The organism is Acinetobacter sp. ANC 5600 (assembly GCF_002018395.1).
Taxonomy (GTDB): domain Bacteria; phylum Pseudomonadota; class Gammaproteobacteria; order Pseudomonadales; family Moraxellaceae; genus Acinetobacter; species Acinetobacter amyesii.
In genome coordinates this window covers 406,863-431,423 of sequence record NZ_MVKW01000004.1, presented here as the reverse complement: position 1 = coordinate 431,423, position 24,561 = coordinate 406,863, and the positions used below count along the sequence as shown (strand labels likewise).

Sequence of the window (24,561 nt, the reverse complement as noted above, 5' to 3'; positions counted from 1 at the left end):
TACGACACATGTTAATTCGTAAGTTATTTAAGTTTGAAAACGCGCATATCGTGCGTAATTGCACGTCAGACCGTTGCAAACGTTCCATTCATGGACACAGTTATAAAGTCGAACTATTACTTAAAGCGTCGAAACTTGACCATGGACAAATGGTTTACGATTTTGGTTTGCTCAAAGGGGTAATTAAAGACTTATTTGACAGTTTTGATCACGCGATTTGTTTTTGGCAACACGATGATGCTGAGTACATTCGTGCCTGCAAACAGTTCAGTGCACGTTGGGTTGAACTACCCGTATCGCCCTCAGCAGAGCAGTTTTCACGAATCTTCTTTTACTTGGCACAACAAGTTCTAAAATCAACAGAAACTCAAAATGGTGAGGGTGATGTTGAGGTGTATTCTGTGATTGTGCATGAGACAGACACAGGCTATGCGCAAAGCTTCTTAGAAGATATCGACAACGCACAAATGGGGTTGTTGCAGTTAGATCAAATCGTCTTCTCCGAACAGGTTCAGTCGGAATGGAACGATACCCAGATGTATGAAAAATTAAAACAGGGTCAAAAATTTTTAAACCCTGCAGTTGATTTACAAGTTAGAATTTAAGTAAATATTTGGTTTTATTAGGATTGGTTAACAGTGATGTCTTTAACAGAAGAGCAACAAGCAAAACTCGCTAAAGTGCAGCTTGAGCCTAGCTGGAAATATGCCCTAAGTGAGTTTTTGCTTAGCCCTCGCATGGATGAGTTAAAAGACTTTCTGCTACAACAAATCAAACAGGATAAAGTGATTTATCCACCGAATCCGCTGATCTTTAATGCCTTAAACACTACGCCTATGGCGAATGTAAAGGTGGTGATTTTAGGCCAAGACCCGTATCATGGGCCAAATCAGGCACATGGCTTGAGTTTTTCGGTACAAAAGGGGGTTGCATTACCACCTTCTTTACGTAATATTTTCCATGAGTTAAATACCGACCTTGGGGTACCAGTGTCAAAACATGGGGACTTAACACGCTGGGCAGAACAAGGTGTTTTGCTTTTAAATGCGGTACTGACTGTTGAGGCTGGGCAACCAACTTCACATCAAAAACGTGGCTGGGAAGATTTTACAGACCATGTGATTGATGTTTTAAATGAACAACGTGAGCATATCGTCTTTATTCTATGGGGGGCATATGCACAGCGTAAGGGACAACGCATTGACCAAAATAAGCACTTGGTGCTAAAAGCCGCGCATCCATCACCTTTGGCTGCAAACCGCGGTGGTTTTTTTGGTTGTAAGGTGTTCTCAAAAAGTAATAATTATCTTAAACAAAATGGCATTGAGCCAATAGACTGGCAGCTGGACGCATGACTTATTCTCCCGTTTCAAAAAATTATCACCCAGATCTGATTGTTGAAGAAGCGAAAAAGGGCTGGCGCATTGTTCGCTTGAATCGCCCAAAATCGCTTCATGCATTAGATGAATCAATCTGCACAGCGTTGCTTGAAGTCTTTCAGGACTTTCAACACGATGATGCTGTAAAAGCAATTTGGTTAGATTCCACTACGCCGAAAGCATTTTGTGCAGGTGGCGATGTACGCAAATTGCGACAATTGGTGGTCAATGATGAAGTTGAAACGGCGAATAAATTCTTTGAACAAGAATATGCCCTAGATTTGCTGCTGCATAACTATGCAAAGCCGATTTTGGTTTGGGGCGAAGGTTATGTGATGGGTGGTGGCCTAGGTCTATTTATGGCTGCACCTTTCCGTTTGGTGACACCTTATTCACGTTTAGCAATGCCTGAAATTAATATCGGTTTGTATCCAGATGTGGGTGCGACGCGTTTCCTTGCTGACCGTGGTGCCATTGGTTTATTTACGGGACTTACAGGCTCGATTATGACCGCAGCAGGTGCTTATGGTATCGGTTGGGCAACGCATATTTGTGATGCACAGCGTGATAACGTACTTGAAACTGTCATCAATATTGATTGGGATCATTATCCAGCAGGCGATTTTCGTGCCATTGATGACACTTTAAATAGTATGCATCGTCCTGTGGGGCCGGGGCCATTACAAAATTCATTGGATGTGATTCAAAGTGTGTGCCGTGGGCATAATTTTGAACATGACTATGAATCAATTATAGGTTTAAGTGATGCGCGTAGTGATTGGTTACGTCAAGCCAGTGAAAATCTACAAAAAGGTTCACCTGCAACCGCCGCATTAACATGGTTGTTGTGGCAGTGGGGCAAGCAAGTGCATTCTTGGAATGAAGTGTTTGAACTAGAAACCCAAATTTCGGATTGGAAAATTAGTCATGCAGACTTTGTGGAAGGTGTGCGCGCACGTCTAGTTGATAAAGATCTGTCTCCAGAATGGAAAAAAGGTACAGATCTTTCCCTCAAAGGAATTCTGGCTGATGAGCCTCCTGTAACCAATATTGACAGTTGGAATGCACTGTTAAGACAGTATGGTGTAATTTAATTAATTGATGTCTGAACAAAATCTATATAGTGATGAACATTGGATGCAGCTTGCTTTCGAGCAGGCTGCACAAGCTGCCGAATTGCAAGAAATTCCTGTAGGCGCAGTCATTGTGAGTCAAAATCAAGTCATAGGTGCAGGGTTTAATGCGCCGATTTCTCTGAAAGATCCCACCGCACATGCGGAAGTACAAGCTTTGCGTCAAGCTTGTTTAAATATCGATAATTACCGTTTACCTGACGATGCAACCTTATATGTGACTTTGGAACCATGCACAATGTGTGTGGGCGCTTTGGTACATTCGAGAATTAAGCGTGTGGTATTTGCGACGACTGAGCCTAAAGCAGGTTCTTTGGTCAGTTCGCGTCAATTATTAAATTCAGGCTACTATAACCATATCTTTGAGTTTGAACATGGTTGCCTACAAGCGCAATGCTCCCAACAATTAAGTGATTTTTTTAAAATGCGTCGTGAACAAAAACGACTGATGAAGTTACAGGAAAAAGCCACTTTGACTGAACTTAATTTAAAAAATCAAGTAAACTCTACTGACAATTAATATTGTCAAATAAAATAGGGTACACCATGAAATCCATTCAAGTAAAAAAAGAATTTAATGCACCGGTCGAGCAAGTTTTTGACTTACTTTCAAAACATTCGACCTACAACGTGGCTTTTGCGCCGATTCAAGTGGTGCGTGTTAAAGATTCAGCAGATCCTAAACGTCCTGATGGTGTAGGTTCTATACGTCGTATGGGCTTTGGGCCAGTGAAGCCGTTACAAGAGCAAATTACCTTGCTTGAGCCAAACCAACGCATTGAATATAAGATTATTAAAAACCCACTGGTGAAACATCATTTGGGCGTGATTCAATTCGAAGCGATCGATGCCGGGCGTACTTTAGTCACTTATACGATTGAATTACAGACGCGTGCGCCATTCGTTAGTCAATTAATCCTTGCGCAACTGAAGTCAGCGATTAAAATTGGTTTTTCAAAACTTGCAAAAACCGTATAAACAAAAGTGGAAGAGCAATGACAGTTCAAATCATTACAATTGATGGCCCAAGTGGCTCAGGTAAAGGAACATTGGCAGCAAAAATTGCGGCACATTATCAGTTCCACTTACTCGACTCAGGTGCGTTATATCGTCTGTTGGGATTGTCATTGCATAAGCAAGACTTAATTGATGCATTAGACTCAAAGCTTGATGAATGCGTAAAAATTGCAACAAATTTAGACATACAATTTGTGACAAATGAAGCAGGTGTTTCGGTGCTTTTAGATGGTGAAGATGTCTCAAAAGTTATCCGTACTGAGAGAGTCGGAGAGTTTGCCTCAAAAGTTGCTGCAATTCCTGCACTTAGAACTGCGCTTTTAGAACGTCAGCATGCCTTTGCTCAAGCACCTGGTTTGGTTGCAGACGGCCGTGATATGGCAACTACGATTTTTCCAAATGCTCAAGCCAAGATTTATTTAACGGCTTCTGCTCAGTCCCGTGCGGAGCGCCGTGTAAATCAGTTGCAGGCTATGGGCGTGGATGTTAAAATAAACGACATTTTAGCTAATATCGAAGCGCGTGATAAGCGAGATATGGAACGCGCAGTCGCTCCACTCAAGCCTGCGCCAGATGCTTACTTCATTGATAGTTCAACTTTAAGTATTGATGAAGTATTCACGCTGATGACGAATTACATCGATCAGCAATTAGCAAACTAAAGAATTTTCAGCAGAAGCATAGCTTGATCAGTCTTATACGGACTATGTAGACGCTTAATTAAACCGGCCTTGTCTGATCCAAGACCGCTGACTTTACTAGGTATATCATGACCGAATCTTTTGCAGCCCTCTTTGAAGAAAGCGAATTAAACCTCAACGTTGAAAAGGGTGCAGTCATCCAAGGCGTTGTAGTAAGCATCGACTCTGACTGGGTAACAGTTGACACTGGCCTTAAATCAGAAGGTATTGTTGACCGCGCTGAATTCTTAAATGAACAACGTGAACTTGAAGTTCAAGTTGGCGACACTGTTGATGTAGTTGTTGAAGCTCTTGACAACGGTATGGGTCAAACAGTTTTATCACGTGAAAAAGCTAAACGTGCTGAAACTTGGACTAAACTTGAAAAAATCTTTGAAGACGGCGAAATCGTTACTGGTGTTATCTCTGGTAAGGTTAAAGGCGGTTTCACTGTTGACATCGGTCCAGTTCGTGCGTTCCTTCCAGGTTCTTTAGTTGATACTCGTCCTATTCGTGATACTACTCACTTAGAAGGTAAAGAGTTAGAATTTAAAGTAATCAAACTAGATGCTAAACGTAACAACGTTGTTGTATCTCGTCGTGCTGTTATGGAAGCTGAATCTTCAGCTGACCGTGAAGCTCTTCTTGCTCAGCTTGAAGAAGGTCAAACAGTTACTGGTACTATCAAAAATCTTACTGACTACGGCGCGTTCGTTGACCTTGGCGGTATTGATGGTCTTCTTCACATCACTGACATGGCTTGGAAACGTATCAAGCATCCTTCAGAAGTTGTTGAAGTTGGTCAAGAAGTTACTGTTAAAGTACTTAAATTCGACCGCGAACGTAACCGCGTATCTTTAGGCCTTAAACAATTAGGCGAAGATCCATGGTTAGCGATCATGAACCGTTACCCTAAAGGTTCTATCGTTAAAGCTCGTGTAACTAACTTAACTGACTACGGTTGCTTCGCTGAAATCGCTGAAGGCGTTGAAGGCTTAGTACACGTTTCAGAAATGGACCACACTAACAAAAACATCCACCCATCTAAAGTTGTTCAGATCGGTGACGAAGTTGACGTTATGGTTCTTGAAGTTGATGAAGAGCGTCGTCGTATTTCTCTTGGTATCAAACAAACTCGTGCTAACCCATGGGAAGAGTTTGCTAAAGAACACGACAAAGGTGAAAAAGTTTCAGGTACTATCAAGTCAATCACTGACTTCGGTATCTTCATCGGTTTACCAGGCGGTATCGATGGTCTAGTTCACTTGTCTGACATTTCTTGGAACGAACAAGGCGAAGAAGCTATCCGTCGTTACAAGAAAGGTGACACAGTTGAAGCGGTTATCCTTTCAGTAGACGCTGAAGGCAACCGTATCAGCCTTGGCATCAAACAAATGAACAGCGATCCGTTCAACGATTTCTTAGCTGCTAACGAACGCGGTGCGCTTGTTAAAGGTACTGTAACTGCAGTTGACGCTAAAGGCGCTACTGTTAAGTTAGCTGACGAAGTTGAAGCGACTCTTAAAGCATCTGAAATCAACCGCGACCGCGTTGAAGATGCAACTAAGTTCCTTGAAGTTGGTCAAGAAGTTGAAGCTAAAATCATCAACGTAGACCGCAAATCACGTTCTATCAACTTGTCTATCAAAGCGAAAGACGAAGCTGAAGAAAAAGAAGCAGTAGCTAACTTGAACAAGACAGCTACAGCAACTTCAGACAATGGTCCTAAGACTATTGGTGATTTGATCAAAGCTCAAATGAACCACTAAGTAAGTGTTTGAATTGTATTGTTAATGTAAATTAATTAATATATTTTACACAATTACTGTAACGGTAGCGTAGTAAGTGATTATTACGCTACCGTTTTGTATTTAAACAGGTTATTATCGGGAAACTGATCCTAGGTAGCTTGATAATTAAAGAGGTCGCAGATGACTACTGAAGCACTTAATAAGTCTGACTTAATAGAGCGTATTTCTCTTAAAAACCCACACTTAGCTGAACCCTTAGTGGAAGAGGCAGTTAAGATAATGATCGATCAAATGATCGAAGCATTGTCTACAGACAACCGAATTGAAATCCGTGGTTTTGGTAGTTTTGCATTACATCACCGTGAACCACGAGTAGGGCGTAACCCAAAAACAGGTAAATCTGTTGAAGTTGCAGCAAAAGCTGTACCGCACTTTAAACCTGGTAAAGCTTTACGTGATGCGGTAAACGAATCTGCAAACTAATTCAAAACATAGTTAGGGGTGTTTATGCGTTACGTATTGGTCGTAATTCTACTGGTCCTATTTGGATACTCATTGGCTTTGGTTCTGCAAAACGGAACTGAACTTTCAGTCGATTTGTTGTTTACACAAGTGCCTGCAATGCGTTTAGGGCTTTTATTGCTATTAACATTGTCATTAGGTTTGGTTTTAGGTCTTTTATTGGCAGTGCAAGTATTCCGAGTATTTCAAAATAACTGGGAAATTAAACGTCTACGTAAAGATATTGAGCGCCTACGTAAAGAGCAAATTCAAACTGCTCAACTGGCTGCTGCTGAAGCGGCTGCACATACACGTCATGAAAAAACAGTTTTAGATATTGATAATGAGCGTCCTTCTAACCCGTTATAATTGGGTTTATGAAGTAGATTAACTACTTTTATGAGTATAGTTAAATTTTATATTAAACACTCTGGTGGATCATCGGGGTGTTTTTTTTATGGGCTGAAAAAATAAGCCATATATCTTAAATAAAATAATGAGATAGCTAAATTCAAATTAATCATTTCAATTAACATGAGTTTTATGACTTTCTGATCAAGTTGAATCCATCTATAATGCACTAATTTTGTCAAAATGAAGGGTAGGTCTCTTGAGTATCATCGTTGCACTAGATGCTAAAAGCCAATATGACGCACTTACAATTGCAGAGCAGTTAGATCCTGCATTATGTCGAGTTAAGGTTGGTAAAGAGTTATTTACCCACGAGGGTTCAAGTATCGTTAAAGCATTGCACGATAAAGGTTTTGAAGTATTTCTAGATCTTAAATTCCATGATATTCCAAACACCACAGCACAAGCAGTTTGTGCAGCTGCGGATATGGGTGTGTGGATGGTCAATGTCCATGCATCAGGTGGCCGTAAAATGATGGAAACCTGTGTAGAGCGCCTAAAGGCCGGCAATTACAATACTCAGCTAATTGCTGTTACGGTTTTGACATCAATGGGTCGTGAAGATCTTGCGGAATTAGGCTTAGATGTGGAACCTTTTGAACATGTGAAGCGTCTTGCGACTTTAACGAAAGAAAGTGGTTTGGATGGTGTAGTTTGTTCGGCACAAGAAGCGAAAATGTTACGTGAAACTTTGGGTGCTGACTTTGCATTAGTAACACCGGGTATCCGTCCTGAGGGTTCTGCAGCGGATGATCAAAAACGAATTGTGACACCTAAACAAGCTATGCTTGATGGTTCTACACATTTGGTGATTGGCCGTCCAATTACTAAATCGGACAATATGCGTCAAACTTTAAAAGATATTTTGGCGACACTTTAATATTTACCCTCTCTCTAACTCTCTCCCAAAGGGAGAGGGGAAGTCCTCTCCCTCTTTGGGAGAGGACTTAGGTGAGGGTTAGATAGCTGCTAATATACTCACTAATATAGGTGCAAGTACAGAAAGGATAAAGCCGCTGACCATGGCATGTGGAATAAAATCATTACCACAGGCTTGTTTGACCATAGGTAGGGTGACATCCATAGCTGTTGCACCCGCAGATGAAATTGCAGAGCGTGGGTAACGCCAGCCAATAATATACATAAATACAATCGCAAAAATTTCTCTGAATAAATCATTCATCAGCGCGATACTGCCTAGATGCGCATTTTTTAATTCAGTCACGACGATGCCTGTCATCGAATAGAAACCATAACCTTGTGACAGCATGATCAAATCTTTCAGGCTGATTTGTGGCAATAGATAGGCAGCAGCAAAAGCGCCCAAAAGTGAACCGACGATACAGCCGAGTGGAACAAGTAGAATTTTCCAATTTAACCAAGAACGATCGAGCGGTGAGTAGGCGAGATCAAGCCCAATCAGAAACATGAAAACTAAAAGTAGATCCCAAGTACTCATATGTGGCTTAAGATTAAAATGTGCTGCCATTTCGGCAAAAGCATAACCTAAACCTAATGCAATAAAAGCATAGCTAATATTGATGAGTGAGCTTGTTACCAACTGCATGGACACTTTGCCATGACTGGGTTTATAGCCTAAAAGCTTAAACAAAATATAGCAGCAAATAAAAGCACCCATTGAGGTCAATAGTGCAATAAGTACTGATGAAGAGAGGATTTGCAGAGGTGCTGGAATAGTGTGTAATGTTTCAGAAAATTCGATCGCAATCGCAAATAACAAAATATAAGTAAAGTACGGCAGGAGTTTAAAGGCGATTTTTTCAAGCCAAGTGGGTAGGCGACGTGCAAGAATAAAACCAAGCCCTAAACAGGCTAAGAGCTGGAAAATCAACCAGAAAGATTGCATACAAAAATAGGCAGATAATGAATACCTGCCTATTATGACCTGTTATTGCTTAAGCTGCATGACTAGATTTTGTTTTACTGAGGAGTCGAAAATCGGCTGGATTTATTTTTCGAGTAGCCAGCCAATATTTCCATGTATAAGTTGGCCACAGTGCAAAATTTTTACCGCCATTTTGTTGATACCAGCTCACGCAGCCTGATTGCCATACCGTGCCATCAAGCATGTCTTGTACATGAGTGTTAAATTGATCTTGCACCTGATCTTTAACAGCGATGGCTTGAACATTAGATTTTGAAACCAATTGCATCATTTGTAAGATGTAATCGACTTGTGCCTCAATCATAAATACCACTGAATTATGGGCAAGTACGGTATTGGGGCCTAATAATTGGAACAGATTTGGAAAGCCTTTGGTGCAAATGCCATAAAAGCTTTCTGCGCCAGCCTGCCACACTTGTTTGAGTTCTTGAGCATTTTCACCAATACATTCAAATGATTTTAAATAAATTCTTGGATCGGTAATAAAGCCAGTCCCATAGATTAAGCAGTCAATTTCACGGGATTTTCCATCTTTGGTAATAATGGCATTTTCAGTGATTTCTTGTACTGCATCACTGACCAATTCCACATTAGGTCGATTAAAGGTTGGAAAGTATTTATTAGAAATTAAAATGCGTTTACAACCCATGATGTAGTTTGGCGTTAGTTTCTTGGCAAGTTCAGCATCTTTCACTTGATACTTAATATACAGTTCTGCAAGTTTTTGCGCATACTTCATGGTGGTCGGTTTAACAATTGGCACGACACGTGATTCGTTGGTCCAATACAGGCGAGCACGGTGAATTTTTCGAAACCAATCATATTTTTTAAATAATGATTTTTCTAAACCATGATAACTACGTTCATCTCGTGGAATGACCCAAGCTGCGGTACGTTGAAAAACATACAGTTGCTGTGTTTGTGGTGCGATTTCTGGAATGTATTGGATGGCACTGCCGCCTGTACCAATCGATGCGACTTTTTTACCTGCTAATGGATATTGATGATCCCATTGCGAAGAATGGAACACTTTACCCTTAAATTTTTCGATGCCCGGTATATGTGGAATTTGTGGGACATGTAAAGGGCCTGATGCAAAAATCACATATTGAGCGGTAATTTTAACACCATCTTTGAGTTCTAAATGCCAGTCGCAGGTTGATTCATTGTATTGGCTTGAAAGCACTTCACTGTTAAAGCGACAGAATTGTTTTAAATTATATTCACGGGTAACGTGTTGGATATAGTCAAATATTTCTGGCGCTTCAGCATAACGTTTTGACCAATCTGTTTTGGGTGCAAAAGAAAGCGAATACATATGTGATTGCACATCACACGCAGCGCCAGGGTAGCGGTTTTCACGCCAGGTTCCACCAAAATCATTGGCTTTTTCGAGGATCAGAAAATCTTGATTGCCTTGTTGTAAAAGTCGTATCGCCATAGCAATACCACCAAAACCACCGCCGATGATGGCGATTTGTGTATGTATTTCAGAATTGGCGTTTGGGGTTTGCACTGTTTTTGTTTGCGCTTCCTGCATCATTTTTTTAATTCCAAGCGAGATTACAAGCTAAGCATACTTGAGTTCATGATCAGAACAATATGATTGAGGTGACAGAAAAATTGATCGAAACGGCAATGTTCATAATTGCAAATTTGTAGTAAAAAAGAAGAAATTTAATGTCATTTTACGATTTATGAAACGATCCATTCTAAGCCTGATGTATTTAGTACAAGGAATGCGTAAAGCAGGCGTAGATGTCGATCAACGTTTGCAAACTATCGGGCTGCGTGTCGATGCGCTCGATCCTACTTCAGTGATTCATCCGAGTTTAGAGTGGGATGTACTGAAAGTCATTGGTAAAGATGTAGAACCTGAGCAAGGGTTATTTATTGGTCAGCATTATACGTTGGCGGGTTATGGCCCGTTGCTGATGTTATTGGTCACCAGTGATACTTTACGCCAAGCTTTAAATCAGGGGATTCGCTTTCAACAGTTGACACATCTAACTGGGCGTTTGAGTTTGCAAATCAGTCAGCATAAAGTGGCTTTGTGCTATCAACCGCAAGATATGTATGCGCCACTGGGTGCATTATTGGCGCAGTCAGAGATTTCAGGAACTTATAAATTCATCCGCGATCTTTACAAAATGATGGGGTTATCGACACCACAAGTTCAAATTGATTTGCCGTTTGCTGAACCCAAAGATCCTGAAAAATTAAAAATGTTTACTGATTATTATAGCTCTCAAGTTCGATTTGGTGCGCCATTTGCGGCATTTTGGTTCGATGAAGATGTTTTAGATATTCGGATCCCTTCCGCAGATATTATTACTTTTCGATTATATGAGTCGAAATGTATTGCGGAGTTAGAACGTTTAAGCGCCGATGAAGATGCGCCATCATTGGTTCAACGTGTGCAAGATTATTTGGAATTACAAAGTGGTGCGATGCCAAGTATGGCAGCAACTGCTCAAGCGTTGAACTTGCCTGAAAGAACTTTGCGTCATCAACTGCAACAGTTAAATACCAGTTATAAGCAAATTCGTGAAGATATTATTAAAGATAAAGCACTCCGTATGATTGAATATAATGAATATTCAATTGAAATGATTGCAGAATTGCTGGGCTATTCAGAACCTGCGGCGTTTAATCATGCGTTTAAACGTTGGTTTGGGCATAGTCCGAGACAATATAATAAATAGCCAATGCGCTTTACTGCCAAAGTGTTATATCTTCGAGTTTATTCTTCGTTATAATTCATTTAGCCCAAAAAAGTATTTAATGATATGTCAGATTTTCAGTCACCACACAACACCGCATTTACTCCGATTTCACCGGCTGAGCGTTATGCTCAAGCCTTAGCATCTGGTCAGTTTTTACCAGATCAGGAACAGGCGCAAGCGGTGCATGAGTTGGATCGAGTTTGGCAAGAATTAATCCAACGTTTTAAGGCTTCTAAAAAAGCGTTTCGTCGTTTCCGTCGTCAAACTGCACCTAAAGGGGTGTATATGTGGGGCGGTGTAGGACGTGGTAAAACGTGGCTGATGGATCAGTTTTATGATTCTGTGCCATTTCGACGCAAAACACGTATGCATTTCCATCACTTTATGCAGTACGTACACCGTGAATTAAATAAGCTTTCAGGTCAGCGTAATCCACTAGACCTTGTTGCCGACCAAATTTATAAAGAAGCAGTCGTGATCTGCTTTGATGAATTCTTTGTATCCAATGTCACAGATGCGATGATTTTGAGCGATCTGTTCCAAAAATTATTTACGCGTGGCATCACTCTTGTTGCAACATCTAACATCGCACCAGATGGTTTGTATAAAAACGGGATCCACCGTGACCGTTTTATCCCAACCATCGAAATGGTAAAAAAGAACTGTGTGATTTTAAATGTAGACTCAGGCGTAGACTATCGTTTACGTGTATTGAAACAAGCGCAGTTGTTTAAGTCACCTTTAACACATGAACATAAGTTGTGGATGGCACAGCGTTTTACAGCATTAACGCAAACCCAAACGGTTTCACAAGAGCCAATTATTATTAATCAGCGTATTGTAGAAACCATTGGTCATACGGAAGATGTGCTGTGGTGTGAATATTCTGAGCTTTGCCTAAAACCACGTAGTCCAGCGGACTTTATTGAAATTGCCAATATTTATAATACGGTCTTAGTGAGTAATGTGCCGCACATGACGGATTATTTGTCTGAAGGGACTCGTCGTTTTATCTATCTAGTTGATGAGTTTTATGACCGTGGTGTGAAGTTGTTGCTTACTTCAGAAGATACGATTATTGAATTATATCAAGGTGAAAAATTGGCATTTGAAATTGAGCGTACACGTTCGCGCTTATTGGAAATGCAATCTGATGATTATCTACATACCTCTCACCGTCAAATCAATGCACCAGAGTCTGCGGCAGAAAATTAAGCGTTTTTGTTGGAATGAGAAAAGAACGTCTTGATGGCGTTCTTTTTTTTTGATTTTTAGTTTTAGAAAACATGTATAAATTAAGAAAAGCTGTGGAACGAACAATAGAAGTTAAAGCAAAGTCTCATGATAAAAGCATCATTAAATTAGAAGTATGGCTGTTTAATAATTCATCGATAAAAGCGTTAAATTTAAACTGATTGGTTGAAGTTGTAGCATCGACATTGGCAGCATTTCATGGCTTAATCGAGTGAGTTTGTTTGACGCTTGGGTCTATTTGTTCAGTTTTAGAACAAAATTCTGCACTTAAGTCTAATTTCGACATTTCAAAAACTTTATACACTGTAAAAAGGTATTCAGGCTGATGATGACGTCGTATTTCTGATCTTTATTATGTTGAATGATGAGGGTATTTCATTACATAGAAAATGATCATTATTTAGGAATGTGATAGTACTATTCAGCAAAGTATAAATGGGTATACTAGAATCTCTTGTTATAAAAAATAGCAATATCAGGAAAGACAATGACTGCACGTATTCAAAAAGGCAAGTTAGCGATTGCTAAAGAACTTTACGATTTCATCGAAAATGAAGCACTACCGGGTTCAGGTTTAGACAGTGAAACTTACTGGAAAAACTTTGAACAAGTCGTTGTCGATCTTAGCCCAAAGAACAAAGCACTATTGGCTAAGCGTGACGACATTCAAGCTAAAATTGATGAATGGCACCGCAACAACAAATTTGAACTCGAAGCTTACAAAGCTTTCCTTACTGAAATTGGCTACTTATTACCAGAAGTAGAAGATTTCCAAATCAGCACAGAAAATGTAGACGAAGAAATCGCATTATTGGCTGGTGCGCAATTAGTAGTGCCTGTACGTAATGCACGTTACTGCTTAAACGCTGCGAACGCACGTTGGGGTTCACTCTACGATGCTCTTTACGGTTTTGACGTGATCTCTGAAGAAGACGGCGCGGAAAAAGGTAAGGGCTATAACCCAGCTCGTGGCGCAAAAGTTATCGAATTTGCTAAAAACTTCTTAAATGAAACTTTCCCGCTAGCTAGTGGTTCGCATGCAGATGCAACTAAATATGCGGTAGAAGGCAAAAAGTTAGTTGTAAGCCTAAAAGATGGCTCAACTGCAACTTTAGCGAAAGAAGCTCAGTTTGTTGGTTTTAATGGTGACGAAGCTGCGCCAACCGAAATCGTACTTTTAAACAATGGTTTGCATGTAATCATTGAAATTGATGCGACGAGCCCAATTGGTTCAACTGATGCTGCGGGCGTTAAAGACTTAGTTCTTGAAGCTGCGGTAACCACAATTCAAGACTTAGAAGACTCAATTGCAGCAGTTGATGCTGAAGAGAAAGTTGAAGGCTACCGTAACTGGTTAGGCTTAATGAAAGGTACACTTTCTGAGTCAATCGAGAAAAATGGTAAGACCATCACGCGTACATTAAATAAAGATCGTACGCACAAAAATTTAATCGGTGGTGAAACTACGCTTCACGGTCGTTCATTGATGTTGCTTCGTAATGTGGGTCATTTGATGACAAACCCTGCGATCCTTGTCGATGGCGAAGAAATTTATGAAGGTATCATGGATGCCTTGGTTACTCCGCTTCTTACGATTGCTGACATCCGTGGTGAAAACACGATTAAGAACTCGCGTAAAGGTTCAATGTATATCGTGAAGCCAAAAATGCATGGTCCTGAAGAAGTGGCATTTGCAGTTGAATTGTTCGAGCGTGCTGAACAAGCGCTTGGTCTACCTGCGAAGACTTTGAAAATCGGTATCATGGACGAAGAACGTCGTACTTCTGTGAACTTGAAAAACTGTATCGCGCAAGCGAAAGATCGTACGATCTTTATTAATACAGGTTTCATGGACCGTACGGGTGATGAAATCCATACTTTCATGGAAGCAGGTCCATTCGTTCGTAAAGGCGAAGTGAAGTCTCAAATCTGGTTCCCTGCATATGAAAACCGTAACGTGATGATCGGTCTTCAAGCCGGCTTACGTGGTAAAGCGCAAATCGGTAAAGGCATGTGGCCAAAACCAGATATGTTGCTTGATATGTACAAAACTAAGATTGAGCATCCAGAAGCTGGCGCAAGCTGTGCATGGGTTCCGTCTCCATCTGGCGCTGTTATTCACGCGATTCACTACCATCAGTGCAATGTTTCTGAGCGTCAAAAAGAGTTGTTGAATACTCAACCGCTATCTTTAGATGACTTGTTAACGCCGCCTTTAGCGACAGATACAAACTGGTCTGAAGAAGAGAAAACCAAAGAACTCGAAAATAACCTTCAAGGTATCTTGGGTTATGTGGTTCGTTGGGTTGATTTGGGTGTAGGTTGTTCAAAAGTTCTAGACATCAACAACGTTGGTTTGATGGAAGACCGTGCAACTTTACGTATTTCTTCTCAACACGTTGCGAACTGGTTACGTCACGGTATTGTAACTGCTGAACAAGTTGAAGAAGTATTTAAGCGCATGGCGAAAGTTGTGGATGAGCAAAATGCCAACGATCCACTTTACACACCAATGGCACCAGGCTTTGATGGTTATGCATACAAAGCTGCTTATGACTTAGTATTCAAAGGTGGCGAGCAGCCTTCTGGTTATACAGAGCCGCTTCTTCATGCTTACCGTTTAAAATTAAAAGGTTATACAGGTGACTAATCTGTAAATCAAAAAAAGCCTCTTCGGAGGCTTTTTTTATTGCTTGAGAAAGTTAGAATGTCGACATAAAAAATGAAAAGGAAACGCCATGTATTTATGGAATGTAAATCGGTTGGTGGAGGATATACGACTGAATAAAGTCTCAGAAAGCCATTATAAAAACTACTTTATTGCCAGCTCAATATTGATTTTCTTTAGCTACTTAGCACTGACCTTAACCCCAGAATCCAAACCTACAGAAGCTTGGGCTTCGTTTGTTTTACAAGTTGGTCTACTGATTAGCTGGGTGAATGCCATATTTAAAGCCAATGGCGGCGAGCAAGGCAGAGATTTTTTAAAGCGCTTTATTGCATTGTATCTGCCAGTGACGATTCAGAGTTTAGTCCTCTTTATCTTGATCGCTGTTGTTGTCGAAGGGCTGTTACCCATGTTGACTGTAAACATGGAGGAGGCTGCGCTTGAGCAACTCACCACAGTTAAAGATCTAAGTTTTGAAGTCATCATTAGCTGTTATATTTATTGGCGAATCTATAAAGCGATGCGGCAGATTCATCAGCCTGTTTAAAGTATAAGGTTGTAAAAGAAATTAATTATAAAGTTTTATCCTGTTTTTCTCATAGCTTTTCAATGCTGAAGCCTTTACATTGGAATGAATGATAAAAATGGGATGGAAACGATGTCAGCTTATACCGCATTAGATTTGCAATATATTGGTGGGCAATGGCGAGCAGGGACTTCAACGCGTCACATCAAAAATATAAATCCCTTTAGCCAAGCACAGATTTTTGAATTGCAGGCAGCCAGCAGTGTCGATGTAGACAGTGCTTATAGTGCGGCAGAAGCAGCATTTAAATCAGAAAAGACCAAGTCTATTAAAGTACGTCAGCAAGTTATCAACAAATTAGCTCAAACCATTCAGCAGCGCAGAGAAGAAATTATTCAATGGCTGATAGATGAATCTGGGAGTACACGTTTAAAAGCCAATATTGAAGTTGATGCGGCGCTCGGCATTATCCAAGAATCGCTGAGTTTTCCTGAAAAAATGCAAACCACGCAGTTGGAGAGTAAAGATCCGAGTCGAAAGAGTTTTGTCTTGCGCAAACCCTTGGGTGTCATTGCGGTGATTAGCCCGTGGAATTTTCCATTTCATTTGTCGATGCGTTCTGTGGTGACTGCGATTGCTTGCGGCAATAGTGTGGTGCTGAAGCCTGCAAGTGACACACCAGTCACAGGTGGAACGTTACTCGGGAAATTATTTGAAGAAGCGGGTTTGCCACATGGTGTGTTAAATGTTGTTGCAGGCAGCGGCAGTGAAATTGGCGACTATTTTGTAGAGCATCCTGTACCTAAATTGATTTCATTTACAGGTTCAACTGAAGTGGGTCAACAGGTGGGGGTGAAAGCGCTAGGAAGTTCACGGATTAAGCGTTTAGCGCTGGAACTTGGCGGCAATGCGCCTTTGGTCATTTTAGATAATGCAGATTTAAATTTAGCCGTTGAACTGACCGTGATGGGGCGTTTTTTGCATCAAGGACAAATCTGCATGAGTACCAATCGAGTGATTGTGGATGAATCCTTGCACGATGCTTATGTTGAAAAATTAATTAAACGGGTAAAAAGCATCGTGGTCGGTAATCCGAATGCTGCTGAAACCCTCATAGGGCCCATTATCAACAAGGCGCAGGTCGATAAAATAAAAACCATTATTCAAAACGCCATTCAGCAAGATGCAATTTTAGCCTATGCAGGCGGTATTGAAGATCAATTGGTTGCACCGCATATTTTTACTCATGTCGATGCACACGCTGATATTGCATTAGAAGAAAGCTTTGGGCCAATCTTGCCGATTTTAAAAGCGCGAGATGAAGCGCATGCACTTGAATTGGCGAATTCAACCCGATTTGGTTTATCGAGTGCGGTATGTACCTCAAATTTAGCACGCGGCGGAGAGTTTGCGGCCAAACTCGATATAGGCATGACGCATATCAATGGCATCAGTGTGGCGGATCATTCTAATGCACCCTTTGGCGGTGAACGGAATTCAGGCCTTGGTCGCTTTAATGGTGAGTGGATATTTGAGGAATTTACCCGCACCCATTGGCAAACGTTCCCTGCTTAAAATACACAAAGTGAAGTCTATTTTATCTTGTGCAATAGACTTCACCGAAGCTAATGTTACGCAGGACATTTTTAGTTTATTTCCATGAAATATCAGGCAGAATATAGTCCCAAAAACGGCTCCAACGTGTCTTGTAATAGAAAAAAGAGCCAAGATATTGGCTTGAACAATTATCCTGATAGTACATTTTGTGATTCATCAACAGCATAGGTTTACGCTGCAAGGCCGTCATATATAGCTTGACCTGTACCTTATAATTGTAGATTGAATAATTAGAAGAAATACTCTCGGTTTTCATTTTTTGGATATTGTGAATATACACATCAAACTTCAAGCCATTTTTGTAATCTGTTGCCTCATGAATTGTTCGATCTTCGATTGGAATAAGCGGATTGTTATCACTAAACACTAAATATGCGTTATGTATTTTGTTTCCTTGTTGATAATTAAACTGAAGAGCTGAATTTGCAGTAGTGAAATAGGGGAGCGCATCTTGAGGATTGATTTTAAACGTGCCTGTACAATTAGTCCTGACACGCCCTTCATCTGCGTTCACCGTAAACCAGCCAAATTGATCTTCCAATTCCGTCGTATGGGCTTCATCTACGTCAGGAAGAATCACGCCAAACTGATCTCTTTGTCTTTGCTGATTTTGCATTAAGCGATAACTATTTTGAGCACGTTTTGCAAAACGGATTTCAGGAAACATCTCTGGAGATGTAATTTTAAAGTCAGAGACATTGATTACTTCACCATCAGGCAAGATGACCAATGAAAATTGTTGTTCTTGGGTGTTGGGAAGATTTTTGACCGTCACCCAATGATGTGTACTGATCATTTGCTGATTGCGAAAATGCTTATATTGAATGCGGTACTTGCCTGCCGGAATCTCAGTCTCATTGATTAGGTCTTGTTTAAATGGATATTCGTTGAGATAGAGCGCGTCGAGACTAAAAGGTAGAAATGAAACGGTATGTACAGAGACTTTTGCGGCATGTGCGGTTGAATATAGGCTTGAAATTAGAATTAAAACGATAAAGCGACTTCGGTCTAGATTTTTCATTTATTATAAAGATTGATTTTTTGCGGATTATGGCAAATATGTGTGCTAATTTCAAACCGATTACCTTATCGCAATTAAAGTCTCAAAACTTGCCTGAAATCAGCTTTGAATATCCTGAGGAAGTCTATCCAAATTATGATTTGCCGTTACTCTTTAAGTCTGAACAAGGGTTAGAGTGGCGAAAAGTGAATTTTGGCATGGTGCCTAAATGGGCCGCAGACAAATCAATCGCACTTAAAACCTATAATGCTCGAAATGAAACTTTGTATCAAAAGCCTACGTTTATTAATGCGATCTCAAAATGTAAGTTTGGCGTGATACCCGTGTCTGAATTTTATGAGTCAATGTATATCGATAATAAGCCGCAGCGTTGGAGTGTTAAGCGCAAAGATGGAGAAGCGTTTTATATTGCTGCCTTATATGACATTTGTCGGCAAGGTGATGAGATTGTACGTTCAAGTACCATGATTACGATGGACGCTATTCAGCATGAGATGATGAAGCACTTTCATGAGCCGGGCAATGTAAAACGTTCGGTGATTGTAATTCCGCATGCGAGGTTGGAAGAGTGGCTGAGTTGGAAATCACCCAACATCCAAAGTTTTGTACAAGGTTTTCCTGTTGATGAGTTTGAATGTGCGCACGCACCCAAAATAAAAATCGAAAAAATCAGTCCCCAACTGAACTTTTTCGATTGATATTTCGGTGATGCAAATGCTTAGCGAGCTAAGTTTTTAAAGATATGCTTTAAGCTTTCCATGGTTTTTTCAATTTGTAGGGGTGTTAAGCCTTCAAAAGATTGCTCTAGAACGACATTCGTTAGATCGTTAATCTTCTGCGTCATAGCAGTGCCTTTATCGGTTAACACGACGCGGGTAATACGCGCATCATCTTCACAAGAATAGGTATCTACTAAGCCTTCATCTTTTAAACGATAAACGATCTTGGTTGTCGTCGACATTTTAGATACGACCATTTCAGATAAATCCGAAACACTCGCATGAGGTTTAGACTTGAGTGCGAGCAGGATACGACGACGTGAATTATCAACGCCATACTTTTTTAAGGCATGGTCGACGTTTAAAACATATTGTGAATGCACCTGAGTAACCCAGTAGAAAGGAAAATTTTCTAAACTAAAGTCATCGGTGGATGGTAAAAATTTTGAATACTTTTTTGTCATAAAGGAGTCCCCTGAATATTTGTTTTAATTTTATTTAATGTTTTAACATTCTATTGAAAAATAGAGGGTAATAGCAAGAGTTCACAATAAAAAAATAGAAAGTAGAAGATATCTTATTTTTAGATTATCTAAATAGATTATATTGATATTCTGTCTAAATGCTTAACAGAAATTAAAAATAAGGTTAGGTATAGAGATAGTGTAGTGAAAATAAATAAGTTTTTAAATTGAATTGAATATTAATATTTTTTACCAAAAGGTAGAAATAAATAATTCATTAGATTTGTCATACAATCTCATACAACGTATTTAATTACATTTAATTAAAAGTCAGGTGAATTCATACTTTTTTAAAGTGGAAGAGGAGATCTCAAAAAGTAGGTTTTAACATCTAGATGTGTATTTTATATCGCCCATTCGATTTGTAATACATTCAGCGTTTTTAACATTTTGTCATATTGTTGATGCGAAAAAATATGCTTGAATACATTACAAATGCGCAAGATTATGCATAATGGAATGGTCTCTAGTTACACAGGTTAAATTTATGGATCCGTCGCCGTGCGTTGGTCTGCTTGAAGATATTCTTACAATCCAGAATGAGGAAGAGAGCTAATGGAATTTTTGTTAGATCCCGGAATCTGGGTTGGTTTACTTACATTAATTATTTTAGAAATTGTACTAGGGATTGATAACCTAGTCTTTATTGCCATTTTGGCAGAAAAACTCCCTCCAGAACAACGTGATAAAGCCCGCGTACTTGGTCTTTCACTCGCATTATTTATGCGATTAGGATTGTTATTTGCAATCTCTTGGTTGGTCACATTAACAAAGCCCCTGATTACCGTTTTTGATTGGACATTCTCTGGTCGAGATCTCATATTATTGTTCGGTGGATTGTTCTTAGTCTATAAGGCGGTCACAGAGCTACATGAGAAATTAGAAGGAAAACCAGAAGTTCAAGTGACAACAAAAGTGGCATATGCCAGCTTTACAGCAGTTGTTGCGCAAATTGTTGTCTTAGATGCGGTTTTCTCTTTAGACTCTGTCATTACAGCGATCGGTATGGTCGACAACATTTATGTCATGATGGCAGCAATGATTGTGGCAATGGCAGTGATGTTACTTGCATCTAAACCGCTAACGGCTTTTGTAAACCGACATCCGACCGTCGTGATCCTATGTTTAAGCTTCTTATTACTGATCGGTATTAGTTTGATAGCAGAAGGTTTTGGTTTCCATATTCCGAAAGGCTATATCTACTCAGGTATTGGTGTTGCGATTGTCATCGAAGCCTTTAACCAGTTTAGTCAACGCAATGCTCAAAAACACGAAGCGAAAATTCCATTACGCCATCGTACTGCAGACAGTATTTTAAAACTGATGGGTGGGCGCTTAGAAGCTGATCAAGTCGGTAATCAGGCGCAAGAAACCTTTGCAGACGAAGAGCGTTACATGATTGGGGGGGTGTTGACGCTTGCAGAGCGTTCAGTTGCGTCGATCATGACTCCCCGTAATCAAATTTCTTGGGTGGATTTAAATGACACACCTGAGCAAATTCGTGAGCAAGTCCTTTCAGTGCCGCACAGTTTATTCCCTGTGTGTCGTGGTAGCTTGGATAAAGTGATTAGTATTGTCCGAGCGAAAGAACTTATTGATGTTCTAGACAGTGAAGATGATCTAAAAGCATTGATTAAACGTCATCGTCCGATCTTTATTTTCCAAAAAATGAAGGTGATTGATGCGATTAATACCTTGCGGACTTCTAAAGGCTCTTTGGTATTGGTTACGGATGAGTTTGGGGCGGTACAAGGTCTGATTTCACCACTCGATGTGTTTGAAGCAATTGCTGGTGAGTTCCCTGATGCGGATGAACAACTTGATTTGATTAAAATCGATGATGAACATTGGAAAGCTTCAGGCATGCTCGATCTGTATCAGTTAGAACTTGAATTGGAAATGCTGGATTTGATCGAAGAAGATGATGGTTATATCAGTGTTTCAGGCCTCATTTTAGATCAGACTCACGGCAATGTTGAAGTCGGGACTGTGGTTGATTTTAAAGGCATTCAATTTAAAGTCACGGCAATGGATGAAAACCGCATTAAAACGGTTGATATCTATTACCAGGCCTAATGCTCAAATATTAAAAATAACCCTAAGACAGCTTTTCGAAGCTGTCTTTTTTATGACTAGAAAGTATAAGAAATCCTATATAACGAGGGCTGCAATTCACGATGTTAAAACGTATTATATTTACATGATGTAACAGTCAAAAAACGCTGCAACTTTTGAGCTTTTAGAGGGTTAAAGCGGTTCAAAAGTAAAAAATATTGATAGGGTTGATTTTAAAAAAGCATGAGGTTAAATAGCGATTCATTTTTAACTTGGGGTTTTAATCATCATTGATGATCTATGAATAATTTTATTTCATTTAAATACCGCTTCGGAAAACTTTATAACTAGGTACTTTGAAGAAATTCAAAGTTAATCCATTAAAAAAATGGGTGTTGGTATGGCGATCACTGAGAATATCATTGATTTTTGCAAACTCACGACTGAAGAAAAACATGAGTTGTTTCAACGGCTCTGGGAGTTTGATCAATGTATTTTCCCAACTTCTAAGATTGAGCAACTTTATCAATACATGCATGACCCAGATATTGTTGCATTACCAATCATTCAGTATTTTGAGCACGATAAACTGATCGGGCAAAATATTGTGCGTATATTAAAAATTATGCATAACAATCGGCCGATTTTTATTTTTAATTCACGGGCAGGGGTATTGGTTGATTATCGTCGGAAAAACCTGACCTTAAACTCGGCGATTAAAGTGGCGATGCAGCATCAGATTCGATTTCCAGCGATTCCGATGTGGTTTGTGGCTACATTGGCACAACCAAAGGTATATACATTATTTGCCTCGCGCTCTGTTAAGTTTTATCCAAGGCATGCTGTCCCGATGCCCACTGAGTATGCGGATGTTTTAAATAGTTATAAAATCCGTCAGCATGATGTGCAGCATCGGGCTGAGGATATTTTTGTTCATCGTTGTGATTTACCGAAGGTGACGCCTGAGCAATTGGTTCGGCTACGGAAAAAATCTGATGAACATGTTCAATTTTTTATGCAGCACGTGCCAGATTATTTTGATGGCATGGGGTTAATGTGTATTTGTAAATTAAATGTATCAACCATTTTTGAAGCAAGTATGAATCTGGCAGTTGGGCGGGCAGTTTAATGATGGACATGGATGTATTATGCGACAAATGACAATATATCGATTATTCGGTTTCGGTGCGGCAATCTTTTTAACGGCTTGTCAGCCTGCAGAGCAAAAAGTACAAGAGCAATCGCAGAAATGTGTTGCACCGGAAAAACTGGTCAAACAAATTTATGACCAAGAGTTGAAATTACATGCTTTGAGTAAAGATCAACTTGCTGCCTATTTTGAGCCATCGTTAGCGGAACGTATGCAAGCAGAAATTAACTGTAAGCAGTCGCAACAAGTGTGTAATGTGGATTTTGATATATTCACGGATAGCCAAGATCCGCAGCAAGATTCGAAAAAAGGCGTTCAGCCTAAACTGAGTTTTGATGAAAATAAAAACGTCGTTCGTGCTGAGTTTAAAATTGGTGATGAAGCCAAAGTCTTAAATTATGAAATGAGTGATGGCGACTGTTCAAAAATCAAAAATATTGTCTATGCGGGGGACTATGACCTCGACATGATTTTGAGTAATCCAACAGAAACGATCGAAGATTCAGAAATGTTTGATGCCAATGCTGCAATTGGCAGTACGGCACAGTAAATTTTTTGTCGCATATTAATTAGTACAAAACAGTAAGAATCCCTGAACAGCTTGAGTCTTTACTCAAGCTGTTTTTGTTTTTCTCAAGCTATCATAGCTTCATAGTGCATAAATTTGCATGTTGGCAAGTTGATTGAAATCATCTTCATTGAGATTATAAATTTCATCTAAAAATGCAACATTAAAACTGCCGACACTTGAGCTAATTTCATAGGCTTTTTGACCCGCAATCGCAAAGTGCAAATGTGCTGCGACCGTGCCAGCAGTTAGCGTTTCACTCACGGCGCAATAAGCCGCTGTTAACGCACCTAAAGCGCAGCCAGAAGCCGTCACTTTGGGTTGTAAGTAAGATCCACCATTAATCTGTATCACCGCATTCATTTCTTTCGATAAGATGAAATCCGATTCGCCTGAAATTGCCACACATTCACAGTGTTCTAATAAGGGTGCAGCATTTAAGTAAATTTCTGCACTATTGAGCGTGCTATCGACACCGCGTGACTCACCTTGATTACCTGCAAGACCGCTGATTTCTGATGCATTGCCGCGAATAATACTTGGCTTGTATTGGAGTAATTGGTCAACCATTTCAGATCGCCACGGCAAAACGGGGCCATAACCGACAGGGTCAAGCACCCAAGGTTTATTTAAATTTTGTGCTGTTTGTGCAGCAATTTGCATGGCCTGCATTTGTTCAGACGTTGGCGTACCTAAATTGATATTCAATGCACTGGCAATCGAGGCAAAGCTTTCGGCTTCAAAGGGATTATCAATCATTGCAGGAGAAGCACCCGCAGCTAAAAGGATATTGGCGACATAATTGCTCGCAACTGCATTGGTGATGATGTGCACCAAAGGTTGTTTGGATTGAAGTTCAATCCACGCATTAATGACGCTTTGTAAAAGCGGGCTATTTAAGTCAGTTAATTCACTGTTCATGGTCGTTTCAAAATTTTCAGATTGATTCATCGTT

Annotated in this window: 24 protein-coding genes; 19 read left to right on the top strand and 5 right to left on the bottom strand. The window is 40.0% G+C overall.

Annotation, left to right across the window (positions count from 1 at the left end):
- Positions 1 to 8 precede the first annotated feature (8 nt).
- The 10 genes from B1201_RS11700 to pyrF all read left to right on the top strand — a co-directional run bounded on the left by B1201_RS11700 (position 9) and on the right by pyrF (position 7,752).
- Positions 9 to 605, top strand: a complete 597-nt coding sequence (locus tag B1201_RS11700; protein ID WP_078193661.1) for a 6-pyruvoyl trahydropterin synthase family protein — start codon at positions 9 to 11, stop codon at positions 603 to 605.
- 36 nt (positions 606 to 641) lie between these two features.
- On the top strand, positions 642 to 1,355 hold the full coding sequence (gene ung / locus B1201_RS11695; RefSeq protein WP_078193660.1) for a uracil-DNA glycosylase: 714 nt from the start codon (positions 642 to 644) through the stop codon (positions 1,353 to 1,355).
- Positions 1,352 to 2,473 carry an enoyl-CoA hydratase/isomerase family protein gene (locus B1201_RS11690; RefSeq protein ID WP_078193659.1) on the top strand — a complete coding sequence of 374 codons (1,122 nt, stop codon included), beginning with the start codon at positions 1,352 to 1,354 and terminating at the stop codon, positions 2,471 to 2,473. The genes ung and B1201_RS11690 overlap by 4 nt, the downstream gene beginning before the upstream one ends.
- Positions 2,474 to 2,480: 7 nt before the next feature.
- A complete protein-coding gene (gene tadA, locus B1201_RS11685; RefSeq protein ID WP_078193658.1) occupies positions 2,481 to 3,032 on the top strand; it encodes a tRNA adenosine(34) deaminase TadA in 552 nt (183 codons plus the stop codon).
- Between the two features lie 26 nt (positions 3,033 to 3,058).
- On the top strand, positions 3,059 to 3,490 hold the full coding sequence (locus tag B1201_RS11680; RefSeq protein ID WP_078193657.1) for an SRPBCC family protein: 432 nt from the start codon (positions 3,059 to 3,061) through the stop codon (positions 3,488 to 3,490).
- A 17-nt stretch (positions 3,491 to 3,507) separates the two neighbouring features.
- Positions 3,508 to 4,191: a (d)CMP kinase gene (cmk, locus tag B1201_RS11675; protein WP_078193656.1), complete on the top strand. Its 684-nt coding sequence runs from the start codon at positions 3,508 to 3,510 to the stop codon at positions 4,189 to 4,191.
- Between the two features lie 107 nt (positions 4,192 to 4,298).
- Entirely contained in the window at positions 4,299 to 5,978 is a 1,680-nt protein-coding gene (gene rpsA / locus B1201_RS11670) for a 30S ribosomal protein S1 (RefSeq protein WP_078193655.1), read from the top strand.
- Between the two features lie 162 nt (positions 5,979 to 6,140).
- On the top strand, positions 6,141 to 6,443 hold the full coding sequence (locus B1201_RS11665) for an integration host factor subunit beta (protein WP_067767464.1): 303 nt from the start codon (positions 6,141 to 6,143) through the stop codon (positions 6,441 to 6,443).
- Positions 6,444 to 6,467: 24 nt separating this feature from the next.
- On the top strand, positions 6,468 to 6,830 hold the full coding sequence (locus B1201_RS11660) for a lipopolysaccharide assembly protein LapA domain-containing protein (protein ID WP_078193654.1): 363 nt from the start codon (positions 6,468 to 6,470) through the stop codon (positions 6,828 to 6,830).
- Between the two features lie 241 nt (positions 6,831 to 7,071).
- Positions 7,072 to 7,752 (top strand): orotidine-5'-phosphate decarboxylase, encoded by a 681-nt coding sequence (gene pyrF, locus B1201_RS11655; protein ID WP_078193653.1) that lies wholly within the window; start codon positions 7,072 to 7,074, stop codon positions 7,750 to 7,752.
- A 78-nt stretch (positions 7,753 to 7,830) separates the two neighbouring features.
- Here pyrF and B1201_RS11650 read toward each other — a convergent pair whose 3' ends face one another.
- Both B1201_RS11650 and B1201_RS11645 read right to left on the bottom strand, forming a co-directional pair.
- Entirely contained in the window at positions 7,831 to 8,739 is a 909-nt protein-coding gene (locus tag B1201_RS11650) for a lysine exporter LysO family protein (protein WP_078193652.1), read from the bottom strand.
- A 49-nt stretch (positions 8,740 to 8,788) separates the two neighbouring features.
- Positions 8,789 to 10,318: a flavin-containing monooxygenase gene (locus B1201_RS11645; protein ID WP_078193723.1), complete on the bottom strand. Its 1,530-nt coding sequence runs from the start codon at positions 10,316 to 10,318 to the stop codon at positions 8,789 to 8,791.
- A gap of 157 nt (positions 10,319 to 10,475) precedes the next feature.
- Here B1201_RS11645 and B1201_RS11640 point away from each other — a divergent pair, with 157 nt between their 5' ends.
- The 5 genes from B1201_RS11640 (at position 10,476) to B1201_RS11620 (ending at position 17,527) form a co-directional block, all read left to right on the top strand.
- On the top strand, positions 10,476 to 11,483 hold the full coding sequence (locus B1201_RS11640) for an AraC family transcriptional regulator (protein ID WP_078193651.1): 1,008 nt from the start codon (positions 10,476 to 10,478) through the stop codon (positions 11,481 to 11,483).
- An 84-nt stretch (positions 11,484 to 11,567) separates the two neighbouring features.
- On the top strand, positions 11,568 to 12,719 hold the full coding sequence (gene zapE, locus B1201_RS11635) for a cell division protein ZapE (RefSeq protein WP_078193650.1): 1,152 nt from the start codon (positions 11,568 to 11,570) through the stop codon (positions 12,717 to 12,719).
- Between the two features lie 526 nt (positions 12,720 to 13,245).
- Positions 13,246 to 15,408, top strand: coding sequence for a malate synthase G (locus B1201_RS11630; protein ID WP_078193649.1), 2,163 nt, complete (start codon positions 13,246 to 13,248; stop codon positions 15,406 to 15,408).
- A gap of 88 nt (positions 15,409 to 15,496) precedes the next feature.
- Positions 15,497 to 15,973, top strand: coding sequence for a hypothetical protein (locus B1201_RS11625; protein WP_078193648.1), 477 nt, complete (start codon positions 15,497 to 15,499; stop codon positions 15,971 to 15,973).
- Positions 15,974 to 16,084: 111 nt separating this feature from the next.
- Positions 16,085 to 17,527: an aldehyde dehydrogenase family protein gene (locus B1201_RS11620; RefSeq protein ID WP_078193722.1), complete on the top strand. Its 1,443-nt coding sequence runs from the start codon at positions 16,085 to 16,087 to the stop codon at positions 17,525 to 17,527.
- A gap of 76 nt (positions 17,528 to 17,603) precedes the next feature.
- Here B1201_RS11620 and B1201_RS17000 read toward each other — a convergent pair whose 3' ends face one another.
- Positions 17,604 to 18,590 carry a hypothetical protein gene (locus tag B1201_RS17000; RefSeq protein WP_078193647.1) on the bottom strand — a complete coding sequence of 329 codons (987 nt, stop codon included), beginning with the start codon at positions 18,588 to 18,590 and terminating at the stop codon, positions 17,604 to 17,606.
- Positions 18,591 to 18,628: 38 nt separating this feature from the next.
- On the opposite strand from B1201_RS17000, the gene B1201_RS11610 reads away from it, so the two are divergent.
- On the top strand, positions 18,629 to 19,288 hold the full coding sequence (locus B1201_RS11610) for an SOS response-associated peptidase family protein (RefSeq protein WP_078193721.1): 660 nt from the start codon (positions 18,629 to 18,631) through the stop codon (positions 19,286 to 19,288).
- A gap of 20 nt (positions 19,289 to 19,308) precedes the next feature.
- Here B1201_RS11610 and B1201_RS11605 read toward each other — a convergent pair whose 3' ends face one another.
- Positions 19,309 to 19,773, bottom strand: coding sequence for a MarR family winged helix-turn-helix transcriptional regulator (locus B1201_RS11605; protein WP_078193646.1), 465 nt, complete (start codon positions 19,771 to 19,773; stop codon positions 19,309 to 19,311).
- Positions 19,774 to 20,388: 615 nt separating this feature from the next.
- On the opposite strand from B1201_RS11605, the gene B1201_RS11600 reads away from it, so the two are divergent.
- From B1201_RS11600 to B1201_RS11590, 3 genes are all read left to right on the top strand, one after another.
- Positions 20,389 to 21,909: a TerC family protein gene (locus tag B1201_RS11600; protein WP_078193645.1), complete on the top strand. Its 1,521-nt coding sequence runs from the start codon at positions 20,389 to 20,391 to the stop codon at positions 21,907 to 21,909.
- Between the two features lie 379 nt (positions 21,910 to 22,288).
- Positions 22,289 to 23,017 (top strand): hypothetical protein, encoded by a 729-nt coding sequence (locus tag B1201_RS11595; protein ID WP_078193720.1) that lies wholly within the window; start codon positions 22,289 to 22,291, stop codon positions 23,015 to 23,017.
- Positions 23,018 to 23,036: 19 nt separating this feature from the next.
- Positions 23,037 to 23,588, top strand: coding sequence for a hypothetical protein (locus B1201_RS11590; protein ID WP_078193644.1), 552 nt, complete (start codon positions 23,037 to 23,039; stop codon positions 23,586 to 23,588).
- Positions 23,589 to 23,687: 99 nt separating this feature from the next.
- Here B1201_RS11590 and thiM read toward each other — a convergent pair whose 3' ends face one another.
- The gene (thiM, locus tag B1201_RS11585) at positions 23,688 to 24,557 is read right to left on the bottom strand and encodes a hydroxyethylthiazole kinase (RefSeq protein WP_078193643.1); all 870 of its coding nucleotides are present in this window, start codon (positions 24,555 to 24,557) and stop codon (positions 23,688 to 23,690) included.
- Positions 24,558 to 24,561: the final 4 nt, after the last annotated feature.